The 26718-nt window shown below is 61.9% G+C and carries 28 protein-coding genes; 14 read left to right on the top strand and 14 right to left on the bottom strand.

Annotated elements, in window-relative coordinates:
• Positions 1-9 precede the first annotated feature (9 nt).
• Entirely contained in the window at positions 10-1365 is a 1356-nt protein-coding gene (locus tag AC50X5_RS08830) for a ParB/RepB/Spo0J family partition protein (protein WP_494975714.1), read from the top strand.
• A gap of 117 nt (positions 1366-1482) precedes the next feature.
• Here the strand turns inward: AC50X5_RS08830 and AC50X5_RS08825 are convergent, their stop codons facing one another.
• On the bottom strand, positions 1483-1794 hold the full coding sequence (locus AC50X5_RS08825; RefSeq protein ID WP_494975713.1) for a hypothetical protein: 312 nt from the start codon (positions 1792-1794) through the stop codon (positions 1483-1485).
• A gap of 36 nt (positions 1795-1830) precedes the next feature.
• Here AC50X5_RS08825 and AC50X5_RS08820 point away from each other — a divergent pair, with 36 nt between their 5' ends.
• A complete protein-coding gene (locus AC50X5_RS08820; RefSeq protein WP_494975712.1) occupies positions 1831-2919 on the top strand; it encodes a hypothetical protein in 1089 nt (362 codons plus the stop codon).
• A 351-nt stretch (positions 2920-3270) separates the two neighbouring features.
• On the opposite strand, the gene AC50X5_RS08815 is transcribed toward AC50X5_RS08820, so the two are convergent.
• Complete coding sequence (locus AC50X5_RS08815) at positions 3271-3771, bottom strand: HIRAN domain-containing protein (protein WP_494975711.1); 501 nt, start codon at positions 3769-3771, stop codon at positions 3271-3273.
• Positions 3772-4352: 581 nt separating this feature from the next.
• On the opposite strand from AC50X5_RS08815, the gene AC50X5_RS08810 reads away from it, so the two are divergent.
• A complete protein-coding gene (locus AC50X5_RS08810) occupies positions 4353-5093 on the top strand; it encodes a hypothetical protein (RefSeq protein ID WP_494975710.1) in 741 nt (246 codons plus the stop codon).
• A 35-nt stretch (positions 5094-5128) separates the two neighbouring features.
• Here AC50X5_RS08810 and AC50X5_RS08805 read toward each other — a convergent pair whose 3' ends face one another.
• The 3 genes from AC50X5_RS08805 to AC50X5_RS08795 form a co-directional block, all read right to left on the bottom strand.
• Entirely contained in the window at positions 5129-5701 is a 573-nt protein-coding gene (locus AC50X5_RS08805; protein ID WP_494975709.1) for a hypothetical protein, read from the bottom strand.
• Positions 5702-6196: 495 nt separating this feature from the next.
• A complete protein-coding gene (locus AC50X5_RS08800; protein ID WP_494976077.1) occupies positions 6197-6814 on the bottom strand; it encodes a DUF6308 family protein in 618 nt (205 codons plus the stop codon).
• A gap of 254 nt (positions 6815-7068) precedes the next feature.
• Positions 7069-7425, bottom strand: a complete 357-nt coding sequence (locus AC50X5_RS08795; protein ID WP_494975708.1) for a serine hydrolase — start codon at positions 7423-7425, stop codon at positions 7069-7071.
• Positions 7426-7917: 492 nt separating this feature from the next.
• Between AC50X5_RS08795 and AC50X5_RS08790 the strand changes: the two genes are divergently transcribed.
• The 6 genes from AC50X5_RS08790 to AC50X5_RS08765 all read left to right on the top strand — a co-directional run bounded on the left by AC50X5_RS08790 (position 7918) and on the right by AC50X5_RS08765 (position 14190).
• Positions 7918-8916, top strand: a complete 999-nt coding sequence (locus AC50X5_RS08790) for a LacI family DNA-binding transcriptional regulator (protein ID WP_494975707.1) — start codon at positions 7918-7920, stop codon at positions 8914-8916.
• A gap of 201 nt (positions 8917-9117) precedes the next feature.
• Positions 9118-10446 (top strand): ABC transporter substrate-binding protein, encoded by a 1329-nt coding sequence (locus AC50X5_RS08785; RefSeq protein ID WP_494975706.1) that lies wholly within the window; start codon positions 9118-9120, stop codon positions 10444-10446.
• 2 nt (positions 10447-10448) lie between these two features.
• A complete protein-coding gene (locus tag AC50X5_RS08780) occupies positions 10449-11393 on the top strand; it encodes a carbohydrate ABC transporter permease (protein ID WP_494975705.1) in 945 nt (314 codons plus the stop codon).
• On the top strand, positions 11390-12289 hold the full coding sequence (locus AC50X5_RS08775) for a carbohydrate ABC transporter permease (RefSeq protein ID WP_494975704.1): 900 nt from the start codon (positions 11390-11392) through the stop codon (positions 12287-12289). Before AC50X5_RS08780 ends, AC50X5_RS08775 begins: the two co-directional genes overlap by 4 nt.
• Positions 12290-12335: 46 nt before the next feature.
• The gene (locus AC50X5_RS08770; RefSeq protein ID WP_494975703.1) at positions 12336-13439 is read left to right on the top strand and encodes a Gfo/Idh/MocA family protein; all 1104 of its coding nucleotides are present in this window, start codon (positions 12336-12338) and stop codon (positions 13437-13439) included.
• 1 nt (position 13440) lies between these two features.
• Positions 13441-14190 carry a ThuA domain-containing protein gene (locus AC50X5_RS08765; RefSeq protein ID WP_494975702.1) on the top strand — a complete coding sequence of 250 codons (750 nt, stop codon included), beginning with the start codon at positions 13441-13443 and terminating at the stop codon, positions 14188-14190.
• Here AC50X5_RS08765 and AC50X5_RS08760 read toward each other — a convergent pair.
• The gene (locus AC50X5_RS08760) at positions 14187-15122 is read right to left on the bottom strand and encodes a serine hydrolase domain-containing protein (RefSeq protein WP_494975701.1); all 936 of its coding nucleotides are present in this window, start codon (positions 15120-15122) and stop codon (positions 14187-14189) included. The genes AC50X5_RS08765 and AC50X5_RS08760 overlap by 4 nt on opposite strands.
• Positions 15123-15311: 189 nt before the next feature.
• Between AC50X5_RS08760 and AC50X5_RS08755 the strand changes: the two genes are divergently transcribed.
• Both AC50X5_RS08755 and AC50X5_RS08750 read left to right on the top strand, forming a co-directional pair.
• A complete protein-coding gene (locus AC50X5_RS08755) occupies positions 15312-15611 on the top strand; it encodes a putative quinol monooxygenase (protein ID WP_494975700.1) in 300 nt (99 codons plus the stop codon).
• Between the two features lie 58 nt (positions 15612-15669).
• Positions 15670-16131, top strand: a complete 462-nt coding sequence (locus AC50X5_RS08750) for a GatB/YqeY domain-containing protein (RefSeq protein ID WP_494975699.1) — start codon at positions 15670-15672, stop codon at positions 16129-16131.
• A 32-nt stretch (positions 16132-16163) separates the two neighbouring features.
• Here AC50X5_RS08750 and AC50X5_RS08745 read toward each other — a convergent pair whose 3' ends face one another.
• The 5 genes from AC50X5_RS08745 to AC50X5_RS08725 all read right to left on the bottom strand — a co-directional run bounded on the left by AC50X5_RS08745 (position 16164) and on the right by AC50X5_RS08725 (position 20710).
• Positions 16164-17150: an SDR family oxidoreductase gene (locus AC50X5_RS08745; protein ID WP_494975698.1), complete on the bottom strand. Its 987-nt coding sequence runs from the start codon at positions 17148-17150 to the stop codon at positions 16164-16166.
• Positions 17151-17184: 34 nt separating this feature from the next.
• A complete protein-coding gene (locus AC50X5_RS08740) occupies positions 17185-18360 on the bottom strand; it encodes a zinc-dependent alcohol dehydrogenase (RefSeq protein WP_494975697.1) in 1176 nt (391 codons plus the stop codon).
• A gap of 109 nt (positions 18361-18469) precedes the next feature.
• Positions 18470-18754, bottom strand: a complete 285-nt coding sequence (locus AC50X5_RS08735; protein ID WP_494975696.1) for a DUF1540 domain-containing protein — start codon at positions 18752-18754, stop codon at positions 18470-18472.
• A gap of 126 nt (positions 18755-18880) precedes the next feature.
• The gene (locus tag AC50X5_RS08730; protein ID WP_494975695.1) at positions 18881-19801 is read right to left on the bottom strand and encodes a hypothetical protein; all 921 of its coding nucleotides are present in this window, start codon (positions 19799-19801) and stop codon (positions 18881-18883) included.
• A 24-nt stretch (positions 19802-19825) separates the two neighbouring features.
• On the bottom strand, positions 19826-20710 hold the full coding sequence (locus AC50X5_RS08725) for a helix-turn-helix transcriptional regulator (RefSeq protein WP_494975694.1): 885 nt from the start codon (positions 20708-20710) through the stop codon (positions 19826-19828).
• Between the two features lie 190 nt (positions 20711-20900).
• On the opposite strand from AC50X5_RS08725, the gene AC50X5_RS08720 reads away from it, so the two are divergent.
• Positions 20901-21944 (top strand): NAD(P)-dependent alcohol dehydrogenase, encoded by a 1044-nt coding sequence (locus AC50X5_RS08720; protein ID WP_494975693.1) that lies wholly within the window; start codon positions 20901-20903, stop codon positions 21942-21944.
• 75 nt (positions 21945-22019) lie between these two features.
• Here the strand turns inward: AC50X5_RS08720 and ggt are convergent, their stop codons facing one another.
• Positions 22020-23864 carry a gamma-glutamyltransferase gene (gene ggt / locus AC50X5_RS08715; RefSeq protein ID WP_494976076.1) on the bottom strand — a complete coding sequence of 615 codons (1845 nt, stop codon included), beginning with the start codon at positions 23862-23864 and terminating at the stop codon, positions 22020-22022.
• A gap of 184 nt (positions 23865-24048) precedes the next feature.
• A complete protein-coding gene (locus AC50X5_RS08710; RefSeq protein ID WP_494975692.1) occupies positions 24049-24621 on the bottom strand; it encodes a GNAT family N-acetyltransferase in 573 nt (190 codons plus the stop codon).
• A 54-nt stretch (positions 24622-24675) separates the two neighbouring features.
• Between AC50X5_RS08710 and AC50X5_RS08705 the strand changes: the two genes are divergently transcribed.
• The gene (locus AC50X5_RS08705; RefSeq protein WP_494975691.1) at positions 24676-25248 is read left to right on the top strand and encodes an MOSC domain-containing protein; all 573 of its coding nucleotides are present in this window, start codon (positions 24676-24678) and stop codon (positions 25246-25248) included.
• A gap of 52 nt (positions 25249-25300) precedes the next feature.
• Here the strand turns inward: AC50X5_RS08705 and AC50X5_RS08700 are convergent, their stop codons facing one another.
• Positions 25301-25714, bottom strand: coding sequence for a DUF1622 domain-containing protein (locus tag AC50X5_RS08700; protein ID WP_494976075.1), 414 nt, complete (start codon positions 25712-25714; stop codon positions 25301-25303).
• 413 nt (positions 25715-26127) lie between these two features.
• On the opposite strand from AC50X5_RS08700, the gene AC50X5_RS08695 reads away from it, so the two are divergent.
• The gene (locus AC50X5_RS08695; protein WP_494975690.1) at positions 26128-26700 is read left to right on the top strand and encodes a polysaccharide deacetylase family protein; all 573 of its coding nucleotides are present in this window, start codon (positions 26128-26130) and stop codon (positions 26698-26700) included.
• Positions 26701-26718: the final 18 nt, after the last annotated feature.

Here is a 26718-nt window from a genome sequence, read left to right as displayed (position 1 = left end):
GCACCACCCATGAACGCAACACCCACGCTTGAAATGCTCGACCCGGCCACCCTGACCGTGGACATCAACGTCCGCAAAGACGCTGCCCTGAACGCTGACTTCATTGCCAGCATCAAAGAACACGGCGTGATGGAACCGGTGATCGGCCACCGCAAAGACAGCGGCACCGTCCACGTGCTGATGGGCCAGCGCCGGACCCGGGCAGCCGTCAAAGCCGGACGGCCCCTGATACCGGTGATGATCATCGACAGCCCCGAGGAAGCCGAGCGCATCGTGACGCAGGTCGTGGAGAACATCCAGCGCACCGAACTCACCGCAGCCGATGAAGCCAGCGCCTACCACCAGCTCTCCCTTATTGGCGTCACGGCTGCCACGATTGCCAAGAAAACCGGACGCACCAAAACCACCGTGGAAAGCGCCTTGAAAGCCAAAGCATCCGCGACCGCGACCAAAGCCCTCGAGGACGGCTACACCCTGGACATGGCGTTGGTCATGGCCGAGTTCGAAGGTGACGAGGACGCGATCGAGGAGCTTGAGTCAGTCATCCGGGACGAACCGCAGTACTTTGACCACATCGCCCAGAAGCTGCGGGATGACCGGGAATCCAAGGCCAAGCTCGCGGTTCTGATCGAGGAACTGACCGCACAGGGCAAGACCCTTGTGGAGGACGCCGGGCACTACGCCGACGAGGAAACCTTGTACATATCAGCTGCCAACCGTGGAGACGGGGAACCGGCCACCGATGAGGATGCGAATGCCTACCTCATCGGCACCGACTACCGGGGCCAGCACCACACCAAACCGGTCATCACCGGCTGGAAGGACCTGGGCTTCACCCCGAAGTACGAACGCTACAGCGGGGGAAGGACGCAGGCCCAGAAGGGTCCGATGAATGAGGAACAGAAGGCCGAACGCAAGACACTGATAGCCAATAACAAGGCAATGGAGTCGGCGACAACCGTGAGACGCGCTTTCGTCAAGACCCTGCTGTCGAAGAAGCAGGCACCGGCTGGCTGGCAGTACTTCACCGTCCACGCCATCACCCACCACTCCGAAACCGCCAGCGGGTACGACGGCAAGGTAGCTGCAGAGATGGTTGGAGCCAAGATCAAAGACTCGACTGCCTGGGCATGGAACCCGCTCCGGGACCACGTCGCTACAACCGAGACCCGGCCCGAGTTCTCCCTGATCGCGCTGGTCTGCGCAGGATATGAAAAGACCATCGCCAAGGACTCATGGCGGTCAGCGGGGCAGGCGCACCGGGACTACCTGAACCAGCTGGTCACCTGGGGATACCAGCCCAGCGAAGTCGAAAGCATCATCATCGACGGCCCCAAGCTAACCGAAGACGCCGCAACCGACTAGGACCTCTTGCCGGGCGGAACCCCACCGCCCGGCAAGACCCGCCCACTCAGGTAATAAGGGGCGGGAACCTTCCAGAAGTCGGGCGGTCTGCCGCCCGGGACGAACCACAGCAGCTACTCACCAGCGACAGACCGCCGTTTTACGCGGCACCAGCACCAAAGGACTCAGCCCCGCGGAACCAGGAACACTGAAGTTCCCTCCTCGTGGCAGCACCACCAACAAGTTCAGTTCCGCTGAACCACAGATTTCCTTTGCAGAGAGAAAACCAAGCAGGGCCGGCGAAAGTCGGCCCTGCTTTTTTACCCCCAATACCGGGTGGCAGGAGAGTATGTGGGGGCTCGTCTTGCTCGTGCGGTTATCCCGCGAGGCTTTCATCCTCATCCTCAGGGCAGCCACCTGCAGCGCCCGTAAGCCGATGGTCACGAGCATCAACGCCTCCTATGGAATGTCGCATAGTCTTAGGCGGTGAAGAAGTGGTTCGTCAAAACCCTAGTGATGGTCGGGATCATCGTATTGTTCCTCGGACTTCTATTACTCAATAGTTTCTACTGGGCGCCACTCGGAGCAGTGCGGTCTTGGTTGACTAGTCCCAACGAACTCGGTCGGTTTGGATGGGAAGCCCTAACCGGCCCTCCCGCTGCCGGCGCCCTCGCAGTCGCTGCTGCATTGATTGCCTTTACTGGCTTGACCAGGCAAGTGGCCGAAGCCAAGAGGGACAACGACATCACGGCGCTTAAAAACGACGTCGATCAGTGGTGGTCAACTTTGCAGTGGGCGTACACCGAGGCAAAAACCTTCACGGAGAAAGCGGAGAAAGAGGCGTCGAAAACCCGGGGAATCGTCGCCAAACTGCGATCGCTGACTCGACCCGACACTAGGACGACTCCACAGACGACGAAGGAAACAAAAGCAATTATCGCGATCCTTGCTTCGCTGGCGAAACATGAAGGGCCGCAGCAGGAAGGGCTGTCAGCCCAACAGAAGACAACGGTTGCGGAGGTGTTGGGCTTGTTCCGGGCCCCAGAAGACCAGAGCGACGTTGACGAAGCGCTGATCGATCTTGGGCGGACCTCCCATGGGAGATCAGGACCTCCCCCACATCTGCAAGAACCGATGGCTCGTGGCTCCCAATACGAACAGGACGTCATCGCTGCGCTAAAGGGCGTAGATCCTCAGATAGGTACGCTGGAAAAACCTAGGGGCATGCGGCGCGGTCGCGGGGACGTGGGATATGACGGAGTTATCCGCGCAACCAGTAATCGACTAATTGGGATTGAAGCGAAGTATCAGCTGACCCAGCCGCTGGATCGGAGGCAGTTAGCCGCCATCCTTGGGCTTCTCCCGGAGGAGGGAGGGGAACGGCAGGTTCGAAGTCTCGGTCTGACTGCGCTAAGCATCGACAAGGTTCTCATCGTTGCCAATACGCCTTTGACCTCAAGCGCGGAGGACTTCGTGCTGCGGCAATCAAGAAGAATGGGGTATGTCAGGTGGAAGGTGGGGGATCCAGTCGACGAGATTCAACGGGAGTTGAAGCGTCTAGCTGAAGAGGACTGAGCGCTCTAACCGCTCGGGCGTGTAGTGAGCCTCCTGCCAGGATGGACAGCAGGAACCAGGGGCCCGCCTGCACACACCACCACGTCACCGACACCGGATAGGGGAGGCCGCGCGATTTGGCAGGTTCAGGGCGCTGCAAGCCAACTCCGCGTCTCCGGGCCTGGATCCGGAATGCGTCGAGGACTAACTGTTGGAACTTTCCAAAAAGGAGTTTTGAGTACTCCTTCTGGCGAACCAGAAGGGCGGCAAAAAATGCAAGCACAAGCCGGTGTGCCATTGGACGGGGGCAGCCGCTTAATAGAGGGATGGTGGAGAGACAGCGACTATGGACCCGGAGCGTTTCCCATCCAATCAGCGGCGCTGCAGATGCCGCAGAATCTCAGGAGTGGTGAGGAGGGCTTGGGGATAGTGCTTGTGTGGGACGTTAAGAATCATCCCGACTAGCCTTCGCCCGTCATCAAGATGCCGAGCGATCCGCCAGGATTGTCCCATGGTCACGTACCCGATATGAATTCTTGCCCGTCCCATGGTTAAAGCCACAGCATTAGGGTCGTATCGATTCTCGGGCTCCCGCCTTGTCGCCAAACGCTGGCCATGCTTAATCCGGAAAGAGTCCTTTGGGTTGTCGTACTCCCAAACTCCCTTGATTTGAAATGTACAAATGCCTATTTTATTCAGTTCGCGGCGGAAATCCTTGTACTCGATGACCTCGCCAGAGGGCAGTGCGAAGTCGAGACCACGTTCTGTTCGCACAAGCCTGAGAACAGGCAAACCATCGTTGTCGGCCCTGAGATTAGGGAGGACAATCTCGTCAACTGAGCAAAGGTCATCTTCGCGTATAAGCTTCACCATTGGACTATAACCAAGTGGCGCTGCACGCCCCGGCCATCAGCCCTACAATGAGGCGCCTATCTGCTTGCCGATCTCTCGTGCAGATAGTCCCGGAACATGTTCTACCGATATTCGCCAGGTGAACGACTGCTGGCAAGTTATCCCGTTGCCGCTCTATCGGTCCAGTTGTGGGTGCCGACCATCAGGGAACCAGTTAGGGGGAGTGCGTGAGTGGACTGGCGTCTGCTCCGCGCCGAAGATCCACGACAACTTGAAGAGCATCCCGGCCAGCGAGAACGTCCTTTGATTAGCTGGTGAAGGGGAATTTGAACCGAGTTCGCCAACAGCCGCACCTGACTCAGGTCAGGCTGCTTTTGGTTGTTGATGATCCGCGAACGTCGAGCGTGGGACATCGATGTCGCGGCCGATGTCAGCGATGCTTTTTAAAGCACTGCCATTTTGGCGCGGACGATTGTTATGACGGCACCGCTATAAGCATCGGGTAGGCTTCGTAATCCTGTTGGCATCGGTACAGCCAATAAAGGGTGACCGAGTGTGCCGCCAATGTGTCACCGTTTCGGGTAAGTGGGAAACTGACAAGGTTGTTCATCATCTTCGGTGAAAGCAGGAAGGACGTTATGGACAAGTCTGCACAAGGGCTTCGGGAGAGCGAACGGGCTGCATCCAGGGTGTTGTCTGAGCAAGAGGATTTTGTGATGCGTCTGGGTCATCTCAGCGATGACGAGTTGACCCAGCAGCTTGTTGCTACGCTCCAAAGAGAGAAAGCCTCAGTGGAACGCTGGCTGGATTCGGGAGATTGCTTCATCCTCTCGTCTGCTGGCAAAGTCCATCTGCCGCAGTGCCCAAGCATGCGCCAATTCGTGGACCGCGATGCAGCCTGGGGGCCATACCTCAAGCACTTGGAAAGAGTTCGGGACTGGCACGGCAGCGACAATGCACCCGCAATGCCGAGGTTGCTGACCCGCGCTGACGTTGAGGGCCTGAAGACTTACAAGACGTGCCCGTTGTGCGCCCCGACGCTTGACCATACGGATAAGCGACGTGGCATCCGCGGTTGGACGACTTTGAAGGCCAGCAGCTTGAAGACCAAGCACTTCGGGCAGCACTTTTGTTTTGCGGATGGAACCGAAATTGGAGCGCTAACCAAGATTTCGAAAGTGGAGACAGCGGAAGGTGTGGAGTTTCGTGCCGAGTTTGACGGTCTGGCTCATCCGGTCACTGACTCATCTACCGAAATGATGTACCCAACACTCCCCGCCGTGGCCGGCCTAGAGCCAAAGTCACAGCCGTGGAGAGTCCGAGTCGGCGACCCCGATCGCTGATTGTCCCCAAGGAAGGGGACAGCGTTGCACTACCTTTAGAATCGAGGCGTTTCACGAGCGTCGGCGTATTTGGTAGCGGCATCTGGGTTGCTGGCGCGGTTGAGGTAAATGCCGTTGATCCACTCCTGGTACGGCCAGTCCTTCTTCGGAGCTTTAAGAGGCATCAGCCACGGCTCACCCTCACCGCCTGGGACGGGGGTTGTGCCCAGAAGGAACGTCGCCACCCGTGCCGACAACGGGACAGTCGGTGCCATCTTGTTGAACCGCCAGCGCGCGTAGGGAAGTAGCCAGCCAACAATCCACTGCGTTCCCCGTTTGAAATACATCCACAGATAAAGCCGACTGAGCCAGTGTGGGTCCGTGGTAGCTCTCCAGAGGTGGCCGTCTCGCTTGACCCACTGAACACCTGCCCCGTCTGTGAAGTACAGCAGGATGGTTCGGCCGGAAAGCGGGGAGCCGTCATAGTGAACGTTCTGACCAGGCGGGATCGAAATGTCGTTGAAGCCGGGTTCGGCATGGCCAGCGAAGCGTATGTTTTGCCTTCGGTAGGGGTCAACGCCAGACTTACCGCGAGCGTCCTTATAGTCGTGCCACCAAGGCAAAGTCATGTGGACTGCGTGGACTCCAGAAATTGAAGCGTCCGAGTCGTTGCGAACCTCGACACGCGTGCCAAGTAGACGGTATGAATTGGGCCTAGTCTGCTCTGAGCGGTCAAACCGGTGGACACTGACCTTGGACGCCTGTTCCCGTCTCCGGTCCTCAGCAATTCGGCGCCTGTCTCTCTGTCCTTGGATGAACAAGGAGACAGTAACTATCGCCAGGAAGAGGTTAAGGGTGAACTGGGCAAAATCAACCCAAGACTTTTCGGCCACGTCTCTGACTCCCCTTGACTCACGAGCCTAGGACGACTCTTCATGGGAAGCGCCGTTAGCTATCTTTAGCCATGCTGCGTCAAGCCAGCATATCGGTCTGTTTTTGTCCGCATGGAACTGGCCGCAGTGCTGTGCTGTATTAGACCTTTGGGACATAAGGCGCAATCAGCTTCTTCGCTTCCGTCTCGCCGGAGGGCATGATCTGCAAGCCTCATATGCTTGGCGGTTCGGTTATCTCGCTGTCTTGCGTTTGGGCCGTGGTGTTACCTCGTCGACCAGACGCCATCCCAAAATGTCTAAGGCACGCAGTGGGGTGATGCTGGGTTCTGATGCCAGAGAGGCCAAGTCTCTCCAGTGGTCAGGGGCGGCTCCTAGGTCCGCCTGTACTTCCGGTAGCCAAGCGCGCATACGGTTAGTGTCACTTCGGCGTTTTACCGGCACGACTCGGAAGGGTGATTTAAACTGGCTGTAGCAGCGCGAGAGGTTCCGGTCGTATAACGGCAGTAACTCGGGCCGCTTACGGTGCAGAAGTTTGCTGAGCTTTACGAGCTGCACCTGATGCTGGGGGTGGGCGTCCAGAACGCCGTACAGCTGAGCGATCGCCTCTAGCGTCTCCTGAGAGGCGTCCTGCAGGGTTCCGGTCAAACGGGGATGTGCCAGACGACGGTTAATCTCGGGGAGGAGTTTCAACAGCCCATAGTAGGTCGGGAGCGGACGCTGGCCAGCGTTGAGCAGAGCACCGGCCAGCAGATCTTGTTGCTGGACATCTGGGGTTGGAGAGTCGCGAAGGTAGCCGTCGTAGGCAGGGTATGACCATTTGCCGTACTGGTTTACGTACTCTCCGACCAGGCTCTGGCTTTATCAATGGGCACAGTAAATCCGCCGACGGTGATGGTCTCAGTCATGAATTCGAGCCTAGCTGCAGCACGATGCCTCCGGCTGAGATGCCCTATACGTTCTCGGTGAACCAAGCAGACTGTCGCATCAAAGGATCCTTTGTCCGGACACCGACATGCCCAAAAAGGGGGAACGGGAGAGGCCAGTATCTACGCTGATTTTCATTCCGCGATTCGTCTCAACAAGGTGTCTCACCCTTGGCATTCTCAACAATGGAAAACAAGGCCTTTGATGAGTTCAAAAGGGACGTGGGTTTTGAGGGTGCTGCCGGACTCGGCCAGCCGAGGCAAGCCGGACGAATGCCTGCTGACCGATTCCACAGTGACCCCAGTGGCGGGGGAGTCCGCCAACGGCAGCAGCTCACTCAAAGTGGTGCCGGGTTGCAACTCACCCCGTTCGAGGGCGTCCGCGTAGAGCAACCCGGTAAGGCCTTTCGAGATGGACCCTATTTCGTAGTCGGCGCCCGGCGGTGCGTTGACGCTCGCGTCGTCAATATCCCGTCCTGCACCATCGCGATGGCCGAGGCGCCAGGCTTGGACCACGGTGTGGATGGCGGCAAGCACGTCCTGAGCACATCCTGCGCAGCCTGATCACCGTAGAAGCGAAGGTCCTGCCGATTGTTGACTGCGCCACCGTTTTCACCCATGGCGCCCAGTATCGCAGAGCGCTGGTTAAGCCACGGTGTCCACTCTGCGAATAATTCGCAGCACCTAGAGATGTTGTCAGTGCGGTGCGGCACACTATCCCTATGACCTTTGCAAACGTGGGAAGCCTAGTAGCCAAACCCGGGCAGCGTGATGCCGTGGTGTCCATCCTGCTCCGCCCTATGCCGAGGCTGAAAGAGGCCGGTTGCCGGGCGTCAATGACGAATTCCCGGACACTGTCTTCGTCAGTGAGTTGTTGGAACCCCACTTCGGTTATTACCGAAGCCATGCACCAACGAAGCAGGGAGTCCAGCGTCTGCTTCCGCCCTCCAGCTATGCTGAGAGCCGCCAGCGGCATGGCAGTGACGTGGCGGCAAGGACCATCGGTACTGCTCGCGGAAGGACAATCGAATGGCTCGGCCTACAGTGCAGGACGTCGCCAGAACGGCGGGTGTGTCCGTGGGGACGGTGTCCCGCGTCCTGAACGGAAGCCCGGCCGTCAGTGAGGCGAGCAAGGAGAAGGTCAACGCCGCCATCCGTGAACTTAGCTACCGTCCGTTGGCCTCCGCCCGGGACCTTCGCCGGGACCGCACTATGCGTGTACTTGCCCTCGCTAAGAACCTAGACTCGCTCGTCATCAGCGAAGTTTTCCGTGGCGTCGGCGACGCCGCGGCCAGCTCAGGATACGTCAGCCTCATCGCGGCCACCGACGGCGACTTGGAACGCGAACAGCAACTCGTGGACATGCTGCGAAATGGCTCCGTGGACGGGTTGGTCATCTTCTCGCCAACCATGCCGGACGAAGACGTCAACACGGTCGCGGAGCAGATGAGCGTGGTCCAGGTCTGCGAAATCGTCGAGGCCGAGGCGGCATTCGGGGTTTCCATCGATGATCGCCAGGCCGCCTACGACATCACCAAACACCTCATCAACACCGGCGGCAAGAGGCTGGCCATGTTTACGCACAGGGGTGCCCGCTCCGGCCGGCTGCGTGAGGAAGGCTTCCGCCAGGCACTCGCGGAAGCGGGCTTGGAATCAGATCAGGTCCTGCTGGGTGAAGGCAATTTCGGATTCCATGCTGGCCGTAGCCTCGCCAAGAAGCTCCTCGAAGGAAACGACCTTCCGGACGCCATCTTCTGCGGGACCGACGTAGTCGCCGCAGGGTGTGTCCGCGAGCTCGCCGACGCCGGCTTGCGAGTGCCGGAGGACATCGCCGTGGCAGGTTTCGACGACTCGGCCCAAGCGGAGATGTGCGTCCCGGAACTAACCACCGTTCGGCAGCCAGCCTATGAGATGGGCCGCTTGGCGTTCGCCGAACTCCTCGAGCGGATGACCGTGCCAGGCGCTCACCGCCGCGGCCGAACCTTCCTCCCGCACGAGCTCGTAGTGCGGGACTCCACTAAAGCCTAACGACGAGGGTTGACAGCCCCGAGTGGCGCCTGTCACACTACTTTGGAATCGATTCCACGGCCGCAAGGCCTATATTTTGAAGCAACTTTGGAATCGATTCCAAAGTACAACCGAACCACCGGCAAAGAAGCCACCTTCAGTGCCATGGCGGCTGCTGCGTCACTGAATTTCCACCGCCCACAGACCCCAAAGGAGCCACTTGTGGACTTGATTCGACCTGCCTCTCCGCTCACTGCAGACGCCGCAACTCCCCGGAACGCCAAGCGACGCGCAACCGTCATCGCCGCCGCTGCCATGACCGCAGGCCTGCTTCTCAGCGGTTGCGGTGGGGGAGCAGCACCCCAAGGTGCGGAACAAGCGGCAGCTGCCGATCCGGCGTCGGGCGCTAATGCCAGTGGCAACGTCAGCATCTGCGGCGTCAAGGATGCATCGGGGATCTACAAGGGCGCCGCCGAGGCGTTCACCAAGGCGAACGGCAAGGTCACGGCCAAGTACACGGAGATTGGCGCCACCACGGATGAGGCCCGCACCCAGATTGTGCAGCGGCTCGAAGGCAAGTCCACTGAATGCGACATCTTCGTCTCGGACGTCATCTGGACCTCCGAGTTCGCCTCCCAGGGCTGGCTGCTGGACCAGACCGAGCTGGTAGAGGGCAACAAGGACCGGCTTATCCCCTCCACGGTGGAAACCACTAAGTACCAAGACAAGTACTGGGCCTCGCCGTTCTTCACCAACGCCGGGTTGGTCTACTACCAAAAGGACAAGGTGGCCAAGCCGGAGACTTGGCAGCAGCTCTACGCGGAAGCAGCCAAGGCTCCCGGAAACGGATTCGTCTACCAAGGCAAGCAGTACGAGGGCCTCACGGTGAACTTCCTCGAGATGCTCTACAGCGCCGGCGGCGAAGTGCTCAATGAGAAGGGCGACGTTGCGGTGGACTCAAAGGAGACCCGCGAGGTCCTCGACTTCATGAGCAAGGGCCTCAAGGACGGCTCTGCCGACCGCGCCGTCCTGACGTACAACGAAGACCCCGCCCGCCTCGCCTACGAATCCGGCGACTTTGGTTACCAGCGCAACTGGCCGCACGTGTACCGCCTGCTCAACGCCACACCGCTGGCCGGCAGCTTCGGCGTAGCCCCGCTGCCAGCATGGGAAGGCGGAAAGGCCTCCGGCGTTCTGGGCGGCTGGAACCTGGCGATATCGGCCCACTCCACCAACCAGGCCGGGGCTGTAGCGTTCATCGACTTCGCCACCACGCCGGAGTGGCAGAAGCACGTGGCAATGGATTACTCGCAGGCGCCGGTCAACGAGGCCGCCTACTCGGACCCGGCGGTCCTTGAAAAGATGCCCTTCGCTACCGAGCTCCTCGCTTCCGTCAAGGGCGCCAAGCCCCGTCCCATCTCCCCGGTGTACCCGCAGATCTCCCAGGCCATCTACAAGAACGTCTACGCAGTGCTTTCCGGGACTAGTTCCACCGAGGACGCCGTGAAAAAGATGACCGAGGAAGTCGCCACAGCCAAGGCGAGCTTCTGATCATGGCCACCAAGACTCTTTCTCCGAGCCGGGGCCGGAGCCCCGCACCGAACGCTCGCGACAGGGCGGAGCGGCGGCTCGCGTTCCGGATGACCGCCCCTTCGCTGGTCCTCATGGCTTTGGTGGCCGCGGTGCCCATTGGTTACGCGCTCTGGCTCAGCCTGAATCAGTACAGCGTCCGCACCGCAGGCCTCTCCCGCTTCGTGGGCCTGGAAAACTACATCACGGCCCTGAGCAGCTCCGAATGGTGGGCTGCGTTCGGCCAGACGTTCTTATTCGCTGGGCTGTCTGTCTCGCTGGAGTTGGTGCTTGGCACGGCCATGGCGCTGCTGCTCAACCTCGCGTTCAGGGGCCGCGCGCTCCTGCGAACCGTGGTCCTGTTGCCCTATGCCATCATCACCGTGGTCAGCGCGATCACCTGGCAAACCATGTTCCAACCCAACATGGGCCTGGTGACCAACGTCCTTTCCATGCTGGGGCTTCCCGGCGGAGACGCGGTGTGGCTGGGCGAGCATGGGTACGCCATGGCTGTGATTGTCCTGGCCGACGTCTGGAAAACCACGCCGTTCGCAGCGCTCATCATCCTGGCTGGCCTGCAGGTCATCTCCGCCGAGACCTATGAGGCCGCAGAGCTCGACGGCGCCAGCAAGTGGCAGACATTTTGGCACATCACCCTGCCGCTCCTGCGCCCCGCAATCGTCCTCGCAGCCATCTTCCGCACCATGGACGCCCTGCGCGTCTTCGACCTGCCGTTTGTCCTCACCCGAGGCGCCAACGGCACCGAATCCATGTCCATGCTGGCCTACACCCAACTGCGCGAAAACCGGTTGGTAGGAGAGGGCTCGGCGCTATCCATCCTGACCTTCCTCACTGTCATGGTGGTGTCAGTGATCTACGTCAGGTTCGCTGGCGGCAACATCCGCGAAGTCGCCAAGGAGGAGCAATGAGCACGCTAACCGCAGAACGTACGACGGCGGCACCAGCCACCGCATCCACGGCACCTAAGCGTCGGTTCCGTGGCAAGGCGAAACTGCACCCGCTGGTGTGGGTCTTCATCGTCGGCGTCATGGGTTTCTCGCTCATCCCGTTCTACTGGCTGGTGAACACCTCGCTGAAGCAGGGAGCCAGCCTGTCCAAGGGCGAACTCTTCCCCAGCCAGCCCACCTTCGAGAACTATCTGGTGGTCTTCCAAAACGCAGAGTTTCTCTTGGCCTTACGCAACTCGGTGATCATCGCCGTCGTCACCACCACAGTGGCTCTGGTCTTCGCATCCTTTGCTGCCTACGCACTGGCCCGGCTCAAGATGCGCCGCAAGGCGATGATCCTGACCCTGATCCTCTCCGTGACCACGTTCCCGGCCATCGCCATCGCTGCCCCGATGTTCTCCATCTGGCGCGAAATCGGCCTGTATGACACGCTGCTGGGCCTCATCATCCCGAAGCTGACCTTTGCGTTGCCGCTGGCGATCTATACGCTGACATCCTTCTTCAAGGAGATCCCGCGCGAGCTTGAGGAATCCGCATACATGGATGGCGCCACGCCATTCGTCGCCTTCCGCAAAGTGATCCTGCCCCTGGCTGTGCCCGGGCTGGCTACCACGGCCATCCTGGTGTTCATCTCGGTCTGGAACGAGTTCCTCCTCGCCGTGACCCTGACCACCTCCCCGGAGTCCCGCCCGGTGCCCGTTGCAATCGCGTTCTTCAGCGGAACCAGCGAGTTTGATCAACCGTTAGGCACCATTAGCGCCGCGTCCGTGATCATCACCATTCCGCTGGTGATTCTGGTTCTCCTCTGCCAGAAGCGCATCGTCTCCGGCATGACCGCCGGCGCCGTCAAAGGCTAAGTCACCCCACCCACAGTCCCCAACGTCACCACAGAACAGGAATATCGTGAGCATTCAGCAGCAGGCCCCGTCCGCAACCCTCAAGGTGGGAGTTGTAGGCATCGGTTGGGCCGGCCAGCAGCACCTCAAGGCCTACAGCACCATTGCCGGCGTCGAAATCGTGGCCGTGGCCGGAATGGAACAAGAGCTCCTCACCCAGCTGAAGAATCAGTACAACATTCCCCACGCCTTTGCCCGCTGGGAAGACTTGATCGAGCTTGAGGGCCTTGACGCCATCAGCGTCGCCGTCCCCACCTTCCTCCACGCCCCGATCTCCATTGCAGCTCTAGAACGTGGTCTGCACGTGCTGAGCGAAAAGCCGCTGGCGCGCAACGGCGAGGAAGGCCAGGCCATGGTGGACGCAGCCCGAAAAGCCGGCCGCGTCTTGGACGTAGCATTCAACCACCGCCGTCGCGGGGACATCCAAGCCCTCAAAGAAGTGATCGACGGCGGCACACTGGGCCGCCCGTACTACGCCAAGGCGTCGTGGCTGCGCCGCCAGGGCATTCCCATGCTGGGCAGTTGGTTCACCAATCCGGAGCTCGCCGGCGGTGGTCCGTTGGCTGATATTGGGGTCCACGTTTTGGACTATTCCCTGCACCTCCTGGGTGAGCCGAAGGTGGTGGCCGTCTCGGCGTCGACGCACTCCGAACTTGGCCCCCGCGGCCTGGGTGGCAACGCCCGGTACACGGCCACCAGCTCCAGCCACAAGTTCGAAGTGGAGGACTTTGCGTCTGCGTTCATCCGGCTCGAAGGAGGCGGCACCCTCATTCTGGAAGCCGGCTGGGCCAGTTACCGGGATGAGCGGGACCTGATGGATTTCACCGTTTACGGGACCGACGGCGGCGCGGAGCTGCGTTCGGTAGGGGCTTCCGAGAACCCCGTGGCGGACGTGCACATCTTTACGGAGAAGGACGGCGAAAACGCGGACTTCGAGGTGGTGGCTGAACCTGGCCGAGCCCACCAGGCCGTCGTCGAGGAGTTCATTGCCGCCGTCCGCGGTGGCGAGACCGTGTGGGGAATGCATGATGGGTCGTTAGCCCTGAGCCGAGCCCTGATACTCGATGCTTGTTATAAATCTGCCCTTGAACAGCGTGAAGTGAGGCTCTGACATGTCTGACAAAAAACTGAAAGTCGTCGTCTGGAACGAGGCCGTTCATGAGGCCCGCAACCAGCCATCCACCATGTCCGAAATGTATCCGGAAGGGATGCACGGCGCCATTGCTGCCGGGCTCCGGGGCTTTTTTCCGGATTCCGAAATTTCCACAGCTACGTTGGCGGACCCGGACCACGGGCTCTCCGAAGAAGTCCTTGAACGGACCGATGTGCTGCTGTGGTGGGGGCACATCGCCCATCAAGAGGTCAGCGACGAGGTAGTGGAACGCGTGCAGCGCCACGTCCTGGGCGGCATGGGGCTAGTGGTCCTGCACTCCGGACACTTCGCCAAGATCTTCACCAGGCTCTTGGGCACCACCTGCTCGCTGAAGTGGCGCAACGAGGGCGAGCGGGAGCTGGTGTGGACCGTCAAGCCCTCCCACCCCATTGCCGACGGCGTCGAAAGCCCCATCGTCATTCCGCAGCAGGAAATGTACGGCGAACTCTTCGACATCCCAGAACCCGATGACCTGATCTTCATCAGTTCCTTCGCCGGAGGCGAGGTGTTCCGCTCCGGGGTGACGTTCTCTCGCGGTAAGGGGCGGATTTTCTACTTCAGCCCCGGCGATCAGGAGTACCCGGTGTACCACCACCCACAAATCCAGCGCGTCATTGCGAACGGGGTTGGCTGGGTGGCCCGGCCTGGGCAATTCCGGGAAGCGCCTGAAGTTACCAACCCGGCGCGGGGCTGGTTCGAGGAGGCCTAGGGCAAATCCTGAAGCAGCCTAAAACCGTGCCGGTCCACCGGTGCCGACGCCGCGGATAGCAGCACGACTCCAGTCCCAGCCTCCCGGTCCATGCCCATCCACGAACGGAAGCCGCCGGTTGCTCCGTTGTGCCAGGTAATGGCCCGGCCCTTGACGTCGAGCGTCATCCAGGCGGCACCGATGCGGGCGGCTGGGCCCGCGAAGTTAGCCGCAGGATCCAGCGCCGCCATCCCGGGAGCCGTACCTTTCAGCAGCGCGAGGAGTAGTCCGCCCATATCCGCGATGTTGCTCCGCCACCCGCCCGCCGGAGCCAGGGCTTCGCCGGTCCAGGGTTGCATGGGCCGCCCGGATCGGCTGGTACCGGTCAGCGCGTTGACCCCCAGATCGTCGGGAGAGTACGCGGCGTTAAAAGAGCTCAAGCCGAGAGGTTCGGTGATCCGCCGGGCCACGAGGTCCCGGTAAGGAGAACCTGCTTTGGCGGCAATGCCGTGGCCCAGCAGCTCAAATCCCAGATTGGAGTAGCGCGGAGTTGGCGCGGACAACTTTGTGTTTCTCGCCTGGGCCAGCAACTCATCAAGGGACTCGCCGTAAGGGTTCTCACCCCGCAGCAACAACGCCACCGTCCGCTTGAGGGTGCTGCCGGACTCGGCCAGCCGAGGCAGGCCGGACGAATGCCTGCTGACCGATTCCACGGTGACCCCAGCAGCGGGGGAGTCCGCCGACGGCAGGAGCTCGCCCAACGTGGTGCTCGCCTGCAGCTCACCCCGTTCGAGGGCGTCCGCGTAGAGCAACCCGGTAAGCCCCTTTGAGATGGACCCTATTTCGTAGTCGGCGGCCAGTGGCGCGTTGACGCTCGCCGTCGTCAATACTCCGTCCCGCACCCTCGCGATGGCCGAGGCGCCAGGCTTGGACCACGGTGTAATGCGCGGCAAGCACGTCCTGAGCGCATCTTGCGCAGCCTGATCACCGTAGAAGCGAAGGTCCTGCCGATTGTTGACTGCGCCACCGTTTCCACCCATGACGCCCAGTATCGCAGAGCGCTGGTTAAGCCACGGTGTCCACTCTGCGAATAATTCGCAGCACCTCGAGACGTTGTCAGTGCGGTGCTGCACACTATCCCTATGACCTTTGCAAACGTGGGAAGCCTAGTAGCCAAACCCGGGCAGCGCGATGCCGTGGTGTCCATCCTGCTCCGCCCTAAGCCAGGACTGAAGGAGGCCGGCTGCCTGCTGTACGAAGTCGGGGTTAACGACGATGCGCCAGATACCGTCTTCGTTTCCGAACTGTGGGAGTCACCAGAAGCGCACCAGGCATCGCTTCAACTGGACAGTGTCCGGGCGTCCATCGCAGAGGCAATGCCGCTGCTGACCGGCGAAATGGGCGGCTCCCAATTCCGGGTGCTCGGCTCGCCCCTGCGTTAGACCGGAGTGGAGGCGGGGCAGAATGGGTCATAGGAACCCATAAGGAAACGAGAAACCCATGAGCCTTAAAGAACGCCTCAAAGAAGACGTTGTCGCCCACATGAAGGCGGGCAACAAAACCGCCTTGACCACAGTCCGGAACGTCCTGGGTGAAATCAACACCCGCGAGAAGTCCGGGAAAACCCCCGTGGAGCTGGACGACGCCCAGGTGACGTCCCTGCTGCAGAAAGAAGCGGCCAAGCGCCGCGACACCGCGCGCATCTATACCGAAGCGGGGGAGCCGGACAGGGCCGGCGCGGAAATCGAGGAGGCCGAGATCATCGAGGCCTACCTGCCCAAGGCACTCACCCGTGAGGAAGTTGAGGCAATCGTGGACGCTGAAGTCGCGGCGCTGAAAGCCGAAGGCCACGAGCTCTCTATGCGTTCCATCGGCACGGTGATGAAGCCGGTCACCGCCAAGGTAGCCGGCCGCTTTGATGGCAAGGCCGTGAGCGAGATCGTCCGCAGCCGGCTGGCTTAGTCAAGCCTGGCGCTGCCCGGAACCGGAAAGCGTCACGAAGCCCGCTTGGGACGAAGGCTCCGGGCAATCCACCGTAGAGCAGGAAGGCGGCGGCCGGTGGTGGGGCCGTCGCTGGTGCCGGCGCGCCAGCCGCCCCTCACTTGGTTACTTGGTGGATCAGGCGTGAATACGGTGCCCGCTGCCGGCGTTTGAGCACCCTCCCGTAGAGCCACCCGATCCATGACCGCACTGATACAGCGGTCGTAGAGCCTCGGAAAGAGGCTGTGGAAGGGGATGAGGGTCCGTTGGACCTGGCCCACCACCGTCACCCGCCGCGGCCGTTTTGCATTCTGCAATATTGCCCTGGCCACCCGTTCCGGGGACACCACGGGCGGTACCGGATGCACAGACTTGCCGGTGTAGTTCGCAGCATGCTGGTAAATAGGAGTGTCGATGGTTGCCGGAAGGACCAGGCAGACGTGGATCCCCGCGGCATTCCGCAGTTCTTGGCGCAGCACTTCAGTGAAGCCGCGCAGGCCAAACTTGCTGGTGATGTAGGGCGAAACGTAGGGCGAAGTCGCCTTTGAGTACACAGAACCAATAACTATCAGGGTGCCCCGTCCCTGGTTGCGGAAGTGCGGCAAGGCTGCCCGGGCCGTGTTGATCGTGCCAAACAGGGTTACCTCGATGACCTGGCGGAACACCTCCGGCGGCGTTGATTCGAAAGTTCCGTAACTGAAGACCGAGGCATTGGCCAGGCACACATCGATCCTTCCGAAGGTCTGAACCGCCGCATCCATCAGGGCCTTCACCTCAGGCTCCCGGCTGATATCGGTTGGCACCGTGACTACCTCGGCGCCGTAGCCCGCGCATTCGGCGGCCACTTCGTCCAGCGTTTCAGCGCTTCGTGCCGCCAGGACCAGCCGCGCACCGTCCTTGGCAAAAGCGTGGGCGGTGGCGCGGCCGATCCCGCTGGAGGCTCCGGTAATCACGACGACGGCTCCGTCTGGAAACTGCGCTGCTTTCTCGGGGTTTGGCATCGCACTTGTCCTTAAACGATTAGTTCCGGCGTAATTAAGGTTTGAGTATCACCTTGATGCAGTTGTCCTGCTTTTTCTGGAAGACCTCGTAGGCGGCGGGCGCGTCATCCAGCGGCATCTCGTGGGTAGCAAGGTCAGTAACGCCAAGCGGATCGGAGGGGTCCTCGACCAGCGGCAGGAGATCGTCGATCCACCGCTTGACGTTGCACTGGCCCATTCGCATCTGGATCTGCTTGTCGAACAGGGTCAGCATCGGCATTGGATCGGCCATCCCGCCGTAGACGCCGCTGATGGAAACAGTGCCGCCGCGGCGGACAGCGTCGATGCTGGAATGCAGCACGTTCAGACGGTCCACGCCTGCCTTTTCAATTGCCTTTTGCGCGAGGGAATCAGGCAAGAGCCCCGCCGCCTGCTGGGCGAAAGAACCTACGGGCGATCCGTGCGCTTCCATGCCGACGGCGTCCAGGACAGAGTCAGGCCCCCGGCCGCCGGTCATTTCGCGGAGCTCATCGCCAACGGTGTCACTGGAGTCGATGGTTTCGACGCCGTACCGCGCCGCCATGGTACGCCGTTCCGGAACGGGCTCTATCCCGATGACGCGGTACCCGAGGTGGATACCTGCGCGGGCCGCGAATTGTCCTACCGGACCCAGCCCAAAAACAGCCAGCGTGCCGCCGTCCGGAACGTCAGCGTATTTCAGTCCCTGCCAGGCCGTGGGCAAGATGTCCGAGAGGTACAAATAGCGCACGTCCGGCAGTTCGGAACCGACCTTGATGGGACCATAGTCCGCGAACGGCACCCGCAGGTATTCTGCCTGTCCACCGGGGACGGACCCGTAGAGCTCCGAGTACCCGTAGATGCTCGCACCCGTTCCTTTCTCCCGCACCTGGGTGGTTTCGCACTGGGACTGCAGGTTCATGCTGCACATGAAGCACTTTCCGCAGGCGATGTTGAACGGAATGACCACCCGGTCACCCACCGAGAGGTTTCGCACCGCGCTGCCCACTTCCTGGACGATTCCCATGGGCTCATGGCCCAGGACATCTCCCTTGTGCATGTAGGGGCCCAGCACTTCGTAAAGGTGCAGGTCCGAGCCGCAGATGGCGGAAGAGGTGACCTTGATGATCGCGTCCGTGGGCTCTTGGATAACAGGATCCGGTACCTCTTCAACGCTGACTGATCGCTTTCCCTGCCAGGTAAGTGCCTTCATGAATTAAAGCTCCCTCTGAAGATAAGCATGCTTACCAGTCCCAGTATGGTGATCTTTGCTCCGGAAGGAAAGCGCGCCGCGTCAACAGCGGAAAGCCCTTTGGCAGGTCTTAGCGGTGGTCGTAGGTCAAACAGTCGGCGTTGTCCTTGCCCGGGCCAACATGCACTTCTGCGGCCTGGCACATCAGGTGGTCGTTATGAACGCACTCGGTGCGCTGGCAGGCTCCAACATCAGCCAGCACCTTGGGCAGTCCGCCATGACTTCCGGTGTCGATAAAGGTGGCGCAGTGGGCGTGATTTTCAGCGCCGCCCACTGTGATGGCGGCTGCGTTGCAGTTCGTATGGTCGTTGAAGGAACATGCTGTGACGCTGCAATCGGCGACGTGCGAAGTCATGATGCGGTCCTTTCATCGGCGGCAGGAGTAGCCGCTCCGTGTTCACACGGTAGCCCTCCGGAACCGGATCAAAAAGACCCAAAACATTGACGTAATTCGTGGCCGAAACGTGGTGGGGGAACCAGGTTAGGCATTGGTGAACGTTCGACGGCGACGCATCACCATAAGCATGCACGCTCCTGCAAGTCCGATCGACAGCGTCACAAGCACCAGGGGTCCGGCACCGCCGTCCGGCCCGAGAGTGGCAGCCAGGATGTCCCGGCCCATCGCGAGCATCTCCTGGAAATCGCCCAACGTCGCCCTGGTGCCGAAGACATACCGGACCGAGATGAACAGCGCAGGAACCACCCACAGCAACAGCAGGTCCACGGCCCATACCCAGAGGCGCAGGACAGGGCGGAAGCCGCACCAGGCCAGTGCCACGCCCACTATGACGCCCGGTAGCCAGCGCAGCAGCAGTGGCACCAGGGGGGACGCGTTGGCGGCACCGCCGAGCATGCTGAACAGCCAGTCACCCAACCATCCGGCAAATGGCACGGCCATCAAGCCAATGCCAAGGGCCACCCGGGTAGGGGATCGGGAAGCCAGGAGCAGCAGCGCCACCAGGCTGGCGGCAAGGGAGGCAATAACTCCGGCGAGCAACCCCGCCACATAAATCCTTGACTCAGTTCCCAACGCCAGGCCGGAGGCTACCACCGAGAACGACTGCACCACGGCCGTAACCTGCACCATGAGAACCCCGGCTGCAGCACACCAGGTGGCCAGCCGCCGTCGTGCTGGTGCCCACAGGCGCACCGCGAATCCTGCTATTCCGCCGCCCACGGTGAGTAGCCCTACCAGCGTCGTCAGTTCGTACTGACTAAGGGGCAGGAGGGACAGTGGCATCTGCTCCGGCATGGTTCCGGTGGCCCAGAGGTTCTGCAATGGAAGCTGGGCGCCAGTGATCAGCCATGGCACCAGGCCAAGCACTCCGGCGAGAATCCCGAGGAGTACAGCCAGGGCGGCATCCCGGCCGGGACGGGTCTGGGCTGAAACTGCGTGGCTCACCTGCTGAATACTACACCGACTTGATTAATGTTCGTCTCCGCGTAGTGCGTCGAGCTCACTAACAGTGGTGGTAGCGGCCCAGCTGGCCAGCAGCTTCAGTCTCTCCTCAGAGGCGGAGCCGGGCTCGGCCGTGTAGGCGAACATCGTCCAGCCAGGGTTGGCAGGCAGTTCCATCGCTTCATAGCTCAGGGCAAGCTCACCCACCACAGGGTGGTTAATCCGCTTGAGGCCGGTTCTGTGAAAGCGAACATTCTGGGCTGCCCAACGAGTCCGAAACTCCTCGCTGCGCGTAGCCAGTTCGCCAATGAGGTCGGACAGGCTTCTGTCGTGCGGACGTCGGCCCGCTGAGCCCCGCAGCGTGGCAACAATGTCACTGGCATTTTGCTCCCACTCAGGAAAGAAGGTGCGCGCATCAGGATGCAGGAACATGTAACGGGCCGAGTTGGCCGGCTGGACCGGGTCAGCAAGCACCGGGGTGTAGAGGGCCCGGCCCAACGGATTGGCCGCAATGAAGTCCATGCGGTCATTCTGCAGCAAGGTGGGAGCGCCAGTGATGGCGTCCATCAGCCGCTGCAGGCTAGGGCGGAGTTCCGGTTGCTTCGCCGGGCGTTTGCGCCGTGCCGGTCCCGGCTGGGCAGCGCGGGCAAGCGCGAAGAGATGGGCGGTTTCGGCTTCGTCCAGCCGCAGGGCGTAGGCCACTGCATCAAGCACCTCATCGGACACCCCGCTGAGGTTGCCGCGTTCCAGCCGGGCGTAGTAGTCCACGCTGACCGACGCCAGCGTAGCCACCTCTTCACGACGGAGACCGGGCACCCGCCGGTTGCTGCCGACTACCAGATTCACCTGTTCAGGAGTGACTTTGGCCCGGCGCGAGCGCAGGAACTCGCTCACATCATTTCGACTGTCCATATGCTCAGGCTACGTCCGGCGGCCCGGCCGGAGGAGGGGCTGTCAATACACCCTTCACCGTAAGCGCCCGCAGCAGCGCTCCATAGGCGCAAAGGGTGGTCTGCCAGTACATGGAACAACAGGCACTCCCACCAACGCCCGGAAGATGATGTGCTTGAGGCAGCACATCCCCCAACATCAGGAGAAACCCTTGCTGACAGTGCGCGCTTACGCCGCCCCCTCCGCCACAGAACCACTGGCCCCCACCACCATCGAGCGCCGCGACGTCGGCCCGCACGACGTCCTGATCGAGATCAGGTTTGCCGGGATCTGCCACTCGGACATCCATACAGTGCGCGGCGACTGGGGACCGCAGTCCTTCCCGCTGGCCCCCGGGCACGAAATTGCCGGCATCGTCACGGAAATTGGCTCAGCCGTCACCAACCACTCCGTGGGCGACAGGGTTGGAGTCGGCTGCATGGTCAATTCCTGTAAGGAGTGCGCGAACTGCCTCAAGGGCGAAGAGCAATACTGCCTGCAAGGCAATGTCGGGACCTACGGCGCGATCGACCGGGACGGAACCGTAACCCAGGGCGGCTACTCCACCCACGTCGTCGTAAATGAGGATTTTGTGCTGCGGATTCCGGAAGGAATAGAGCTCGACGTCGCCGCTCCACTCTTGTGCGCAGGCATCACCACCTTCTCACCGTTACGGCATTGGGGGGCCGGCCCGGGAAGGAAAGTTGCGGTCATCGGGCTGGGAGGCCTCGGCCACATGGGCGTGAAGCTGGCCGCGGCGATGGGCGCCGAGGTCACCGTGCTCTCACAGTCGCTGAAGAAGCAGGACGACGGCCTTCGCCTCGGTGCCCAGCACTACTTTGCTACCAGCGAGCCCGAGACGTTCGAACGCTTGGCTGGCAGCTTTGACCTGATCATCAATACGGTCAGTGCCGCGATTGACATCAACGCTTACCTTCAGCTGCTGACCCTCGACGGCGCCCTGGTGAACGTGGGTGCTCCGCCCGAGCCGCTCCCGGTCAACGCGTTCTCGCTCATCACGGGACGCCGCTCGTTCGCCGGCTCCATGATTGGCGGCATCCGCGAAACCCAGGAAATGCTGGACTTCTGTGCGGAGCATGGCCTGGGAGCAGAGATCGAGGTCATTTCGGCGGACAAGATCAACGAGGCATATGAGCGGGTGCTGGCCTCGGATGTGCGCTACCGCTTCGTCATTGATGTGTCCACGCTGAACTGAATTCTCCGCAAAAGAGCGCGAGGGATGTGACGGCCGCCCGTCACATCCCTCGCGTTTCTGCTGTGCCTTCCTGCCCTATGGCGCCGCTTTCACCACCATGGCAGAGCCGCCACCACGGCGGAACGGCTCAGCCGCGGCCACCATGCTGCCATCCGGCATAAACTCAATGGCCGTTGCCGCTCCGATCTCCGCAGCGGAGGTGAAAGCGTCTCCCGCAGGCCTCAGGGTGTGCCCGAACGGCGCCAGATCGTCCGCGTAGGCGTCAATGAAGCCGGGCTCGGCAGTGACCGCCGCTGTGTTCCGCTGCGATGCCCGCGGAGCCGCAAGGGCCTCCGAAATGCTCATCCCCAGGTCCACACGGTTAAGGATGGTCTGCAGCACTGTGGTGATGATCGTGGAACCGCCGGGTGAGCCGAGTGCGAAGGCGGGCTCGCCGTCCTTAAGCACAATGGTCGGCGACATTGATGACCGCGGCCGCTTCCCGGGCTGGATCCGGTTGGGGTCCGACTCGTTGTACACCGTGGAGAAGTCGGTCAGCTCATTGTTCAAAAGGAACCCGCGGCCCGGCACCACAATGCCGGATCCGCCGGTCTGCTCGATGGTGAGCGTGTACTCCACCACGTTGCCCCACTTGTCCGCGACAGTCAGGTTCGTCGTCGAGATGTTCTCTGTATCCGTTTCCTCGGCGAGCGGTACCAGCCCCGCCGGGCACGCGCCGTCGTAGTTCTCCACGTCACCCGGGGCGACGGGCTTGGGTGCCGCCTGCAGCGGATCGATCTCGCACGCGCGCTCCTTGCCGAACAGCGGGTCCGTGAGTTCGGCGGTGGGAACGTCCACAAAGGCGGGATCACCCACGTACTTGCCGCGGTCCGCGAAGGCCAAGGCGCTCGCCTCAAGGTAGTGGTGGAGGGCGGAACCTGTCGACATTTCGCCCAGGTTGAACGGCTCCAGGATGTTCAGCGCCTCGCCCACCGTGGTGCCGCCGCTGCTGGACGGGGCCATGCCGTAGACGTCGTAACCGCGGTACTCCACGTGGGTGGGATCCTGGTCCAGCGCCGTGTAGTTGGCAAGGTCTTCAGTGGTCATGTACCCGGGCGGGACCGGGAGGGTGGTGGTCTCGGTGGTGGGCGGAGCCTGCACCGTTGCTGCGATTTCCTCCGCCAGCGGTCCCGTATAGAAACCGTCGGTGCCCTGCTTTGCAAGGAGCCGGTATGTGGCCGCGAGCCCGTGGTTCTTGAAGACACTTCCGACGGCGGGAGCGTCGCCACCGGGAAGGAACAGCTCACTGGTGGAGGTGAAGGCTTCGAAGCGGGCCTTGTTGTCCAGGGTCTGCTGGCGGAAGGTCTCATCCACCACAAAGCCGCGGTTTGCCACCTTAATGGCCGGCTTGAGGGCCTGGCCAAGGTCCAGCGTGCCCCAGCGTTCCAAGGCCCGTTCCCAGGTGGCCGGCGTTCCGGGCACGCCGACTGAGACGCCGCTGCTGACCAGGTCGCTGAAAGGATAGGTCGTGCCGGTATCCGGGTTGACGAAGGCGTCGTTGGGGATCGCCGCCGGGGCGGTTTCGCGGCCATCGATGGTGCCGACCTCACCGCTGGCGGCGTCGTAGAACACGAAGTAGCCGCCGCCACCGATTCCCGCGCTGTACGGTTCGGTTACGCCCAGGGTAGCCGCCGCGGCCACCGCTGCATCAGCGGCATTCCCGCCTTTGCGAAGCACCTCGATCGCGGCTGCCGACGCTTCCGGATCCACGGTGCTCACGGCCCCGCCATAGCCGGTGGCCGTCGCCGTCTTTTCCGTCGCGCGGGGGTCCGCGAAAGCAGGACTGACGACGGCGCCACTCGCCCCGCCCAATGCCAGGACCGCCGTTGCGGCAGTCAATCGACGAATTACCTTCTTTTTGCTGGCGATGAGCCTGGGCATAGTCACTCCCGAGTCGGTAGGCGAGTTGTGCGTGGGCGCTAGGCTACAACCGCGACTCATGGGCTGGCAACGGTCCCGAAGGTCGGGCCGGGGCCCAAATCACCCTTTTTTGGAGAATTCACCCCCGTATGCGCCGGGGTTTTCTCCATAAGAGGGGGATTTCCGGCCGGAACGGGCCAACGGCTCAGCGCAGGTCCAGACGCATCAACACCCGCGGGAAGCCGTTGAGCACGGATTCCGTGTCCGCGGCCTTGGTGAAGCCGGCCTGCTCAAAGAGCTTCCGGGTCCCTACGTAAGCCATGGTCAGGTCCACTTTGCTGCCCTGGTTGTCCACCGGGTAGCCCTCGATGACGGGTGCGTTGTAGCTGCTGGCCATCTCCACGGCCCCGGCCAGCAAGTGGTGCGCGATGCCTTTCCCGCGGTGTCCTGGCCGCACCCGGAAGCACCAGACGGACCACGCATCCACCTCGTCCACGTGCGGGATCTTCCGGTTCCGGGCAAAGCTGGTGTCCGCCCGGGGGTGGACCGCTGCCCACCCCACCGGAGTGCCGCCGTCGTACGCCAAAACACCGGGGGGAGGATCCTGGGAGACCAGTTCCTTCACCCGTTCACCCCGCTCCGGCCCGCGCAGGGACACGTTTTCCTTGGACGGGATGCGGTAACTCAGGCACCAGCAGACGTTGGAAACCGGGTTCTTGGGCCCCAGGACCGCCTGGACATCAGCAAAGTGGGTGGCCTGCCGGACTTCGATTGCCATGCCGCCATCCTGCCATCGCTGGCGGGCGTTGGGAACCGCGGTTAGCGTGGGGGAATGACGGCAAAATACAGGTACGACGTCGGCATCGAGCACCTGCTCATCTCGCCGGGGCATGCCTACTTTGGCCGTGCGCGGGATGGTGCCGCTGACGTCGCCACTGTTGATACCGAAAAGGCGGTGCTTGTGGCGGGGAAGGGCATTGTGGGGGACAGGTTCTTCGGCAAGGCAGCTCACATGGACGCTGCGGTGACCCTGATCGCCGCCGAAGCTGTGGAAAACATTGCCTTGGAGCTGGGGGTTCCGGCTTTTGACCCCCTCCTTACGCGCCGCAATGTGGTGATTCGTGGTGCCCAGCTTTCGCCGCTGTTGGGCCAGGAATTTGCACTGGAAACCGGCTCCGGTTCCGTGATCCTGCGCGGTGGCCGGCCGGCGCACCCGTGCGCGTGGATGGACCGGATGCTCGCGCCCGGTGCCCACGCGGCCATGCGGGGCCGTGGCGGCATTCGCTGCCAGGTGGTGGCCGGAGGTGAGCTGCTCCGCGGTCCGGCTGTGCTGGTTAGTCCGGTCCCGCTCGACGCGGGGCTGGCGGGGGAAGCTGTGGTGCTGCGTCCGTCGCGGCTCCCGTAACCCAAGGCATCCGCGCCGCTGTCGGCGGTCCTGGGTGCGGCGGCTTCGGCAGTCAGGCTGCGGGCTGAGTCTGGTTCGCGTCTTGTTGCCCGTTACCGCCCTGGCCGGTTTTCTCTTTCTGCCAGGGCCACCGCCCGGTGATCTCCAGTTCCAGCGAGAAGCTCAGGAAGGTTCGGATCAACACGATGATGGCCAACACCCCAACGCTGTCGAAGGTGGGTGTTACGGCCACGGTGCGGATGATATCCGCCGCAACGAGCAGTTCAAGGCCCAAAAGTATCGACCGGCCCAGCAACTGCCGATACTGCCGGTAAACCGACATTTGCCCCTGCCTGCCCTGATGCTGGGACGCCTTCTGGCGACGCAGGGCCATTGGAACGGAAATGACGGCACCGATGACCATGACCGCCACCCCCGCGAAGTCCATATACTCGCCAAGGACCTCAATCACATGCCGGAAATCCATTCGAAGGCTCCTTCCGGCCTCGGCCGCCATAGCTGTTCCTGTTGACAATAGCCCTCGCGTTCCCGGCGCATCAACAGCAGGAAAATGCACCACGCCGGGCAGCTTCGGCAGCTGCCCGTTCCTTGCCTGTTAGCCTGCTGCCAAGTCATCCCTCAACGATGAGGACGGCCATGTGTGAAGACCACAGCGCAGGATACAAACTTAATCCGAGCAGGCGAGCGATTCTGGGCGTACTCGGCTTATCCGCTCTGGGCGTCCTGCCGGGATGCGCGGCTCCGAAAAGCGCCAACGCAGACCTGGAGCCGCCGCTGACCCCACCCCGAAAGCCCGGGGTTTCAGCCAGAGCCCGTCCGCCCCGGATGACTTTTGTCCCGGATTATCATTTGCCGCCGATCGTTGATGGTCATGCGCCGGTGATCAGCAAAATCGAGACAGAGCATCCGGTGGTTTTCCTGACCATCGACGATGGCAACGTCAAGACGCCTGAAACAGTCAGCCTTATGGCCGAATACGACTACCCGGCGTCCCTTTTCCTGACCCGCAATTCCATTGCGGACAACCCCGCATACTTCAAGGCGTTCGAGGAGCAGGGAAGCCTGGTGGAGAATCACACGGTCTCCCATAACGTCTTCATGGTCCATGAGTGGGGCTACCAGCAACAGCTCAACGACCTGGCCGGCATGCAGGATTACTGTGTCCAGGAGTACGGGCGCAGGCCGAGGCTGTTTCGGCCCCCGGGCGGCTCCTATTCAGGCGTCATGCGCGAAGCTGTTGCGGCGGCAGGGATGGACGCAATTATTCACTGGGAAGTCGAAGTGATTGCCGGTCACCTGAACTATCAGGTGGGCAACTCGCTCAGACCCGGTGACATTGTGCTGATGCATTTCCGGCACGAGTTTGCCTCAGACCTGGCGGCTTTTCGCGCGGCGCAGTTGGCGGCCGGACTGGATGTGGTGCTTCTGGAGGACTTCCTGGGCGTCGCGTGAACCCTGCCCGCCCACTAC

The sequence above is a fragment of the Pseudarthrobacter sp. MDT1-40-2 genome (assembly GCF_059383595.1).
This window is presented reverse-complemented; position numbering and strand designations above follow the sequence as displayed.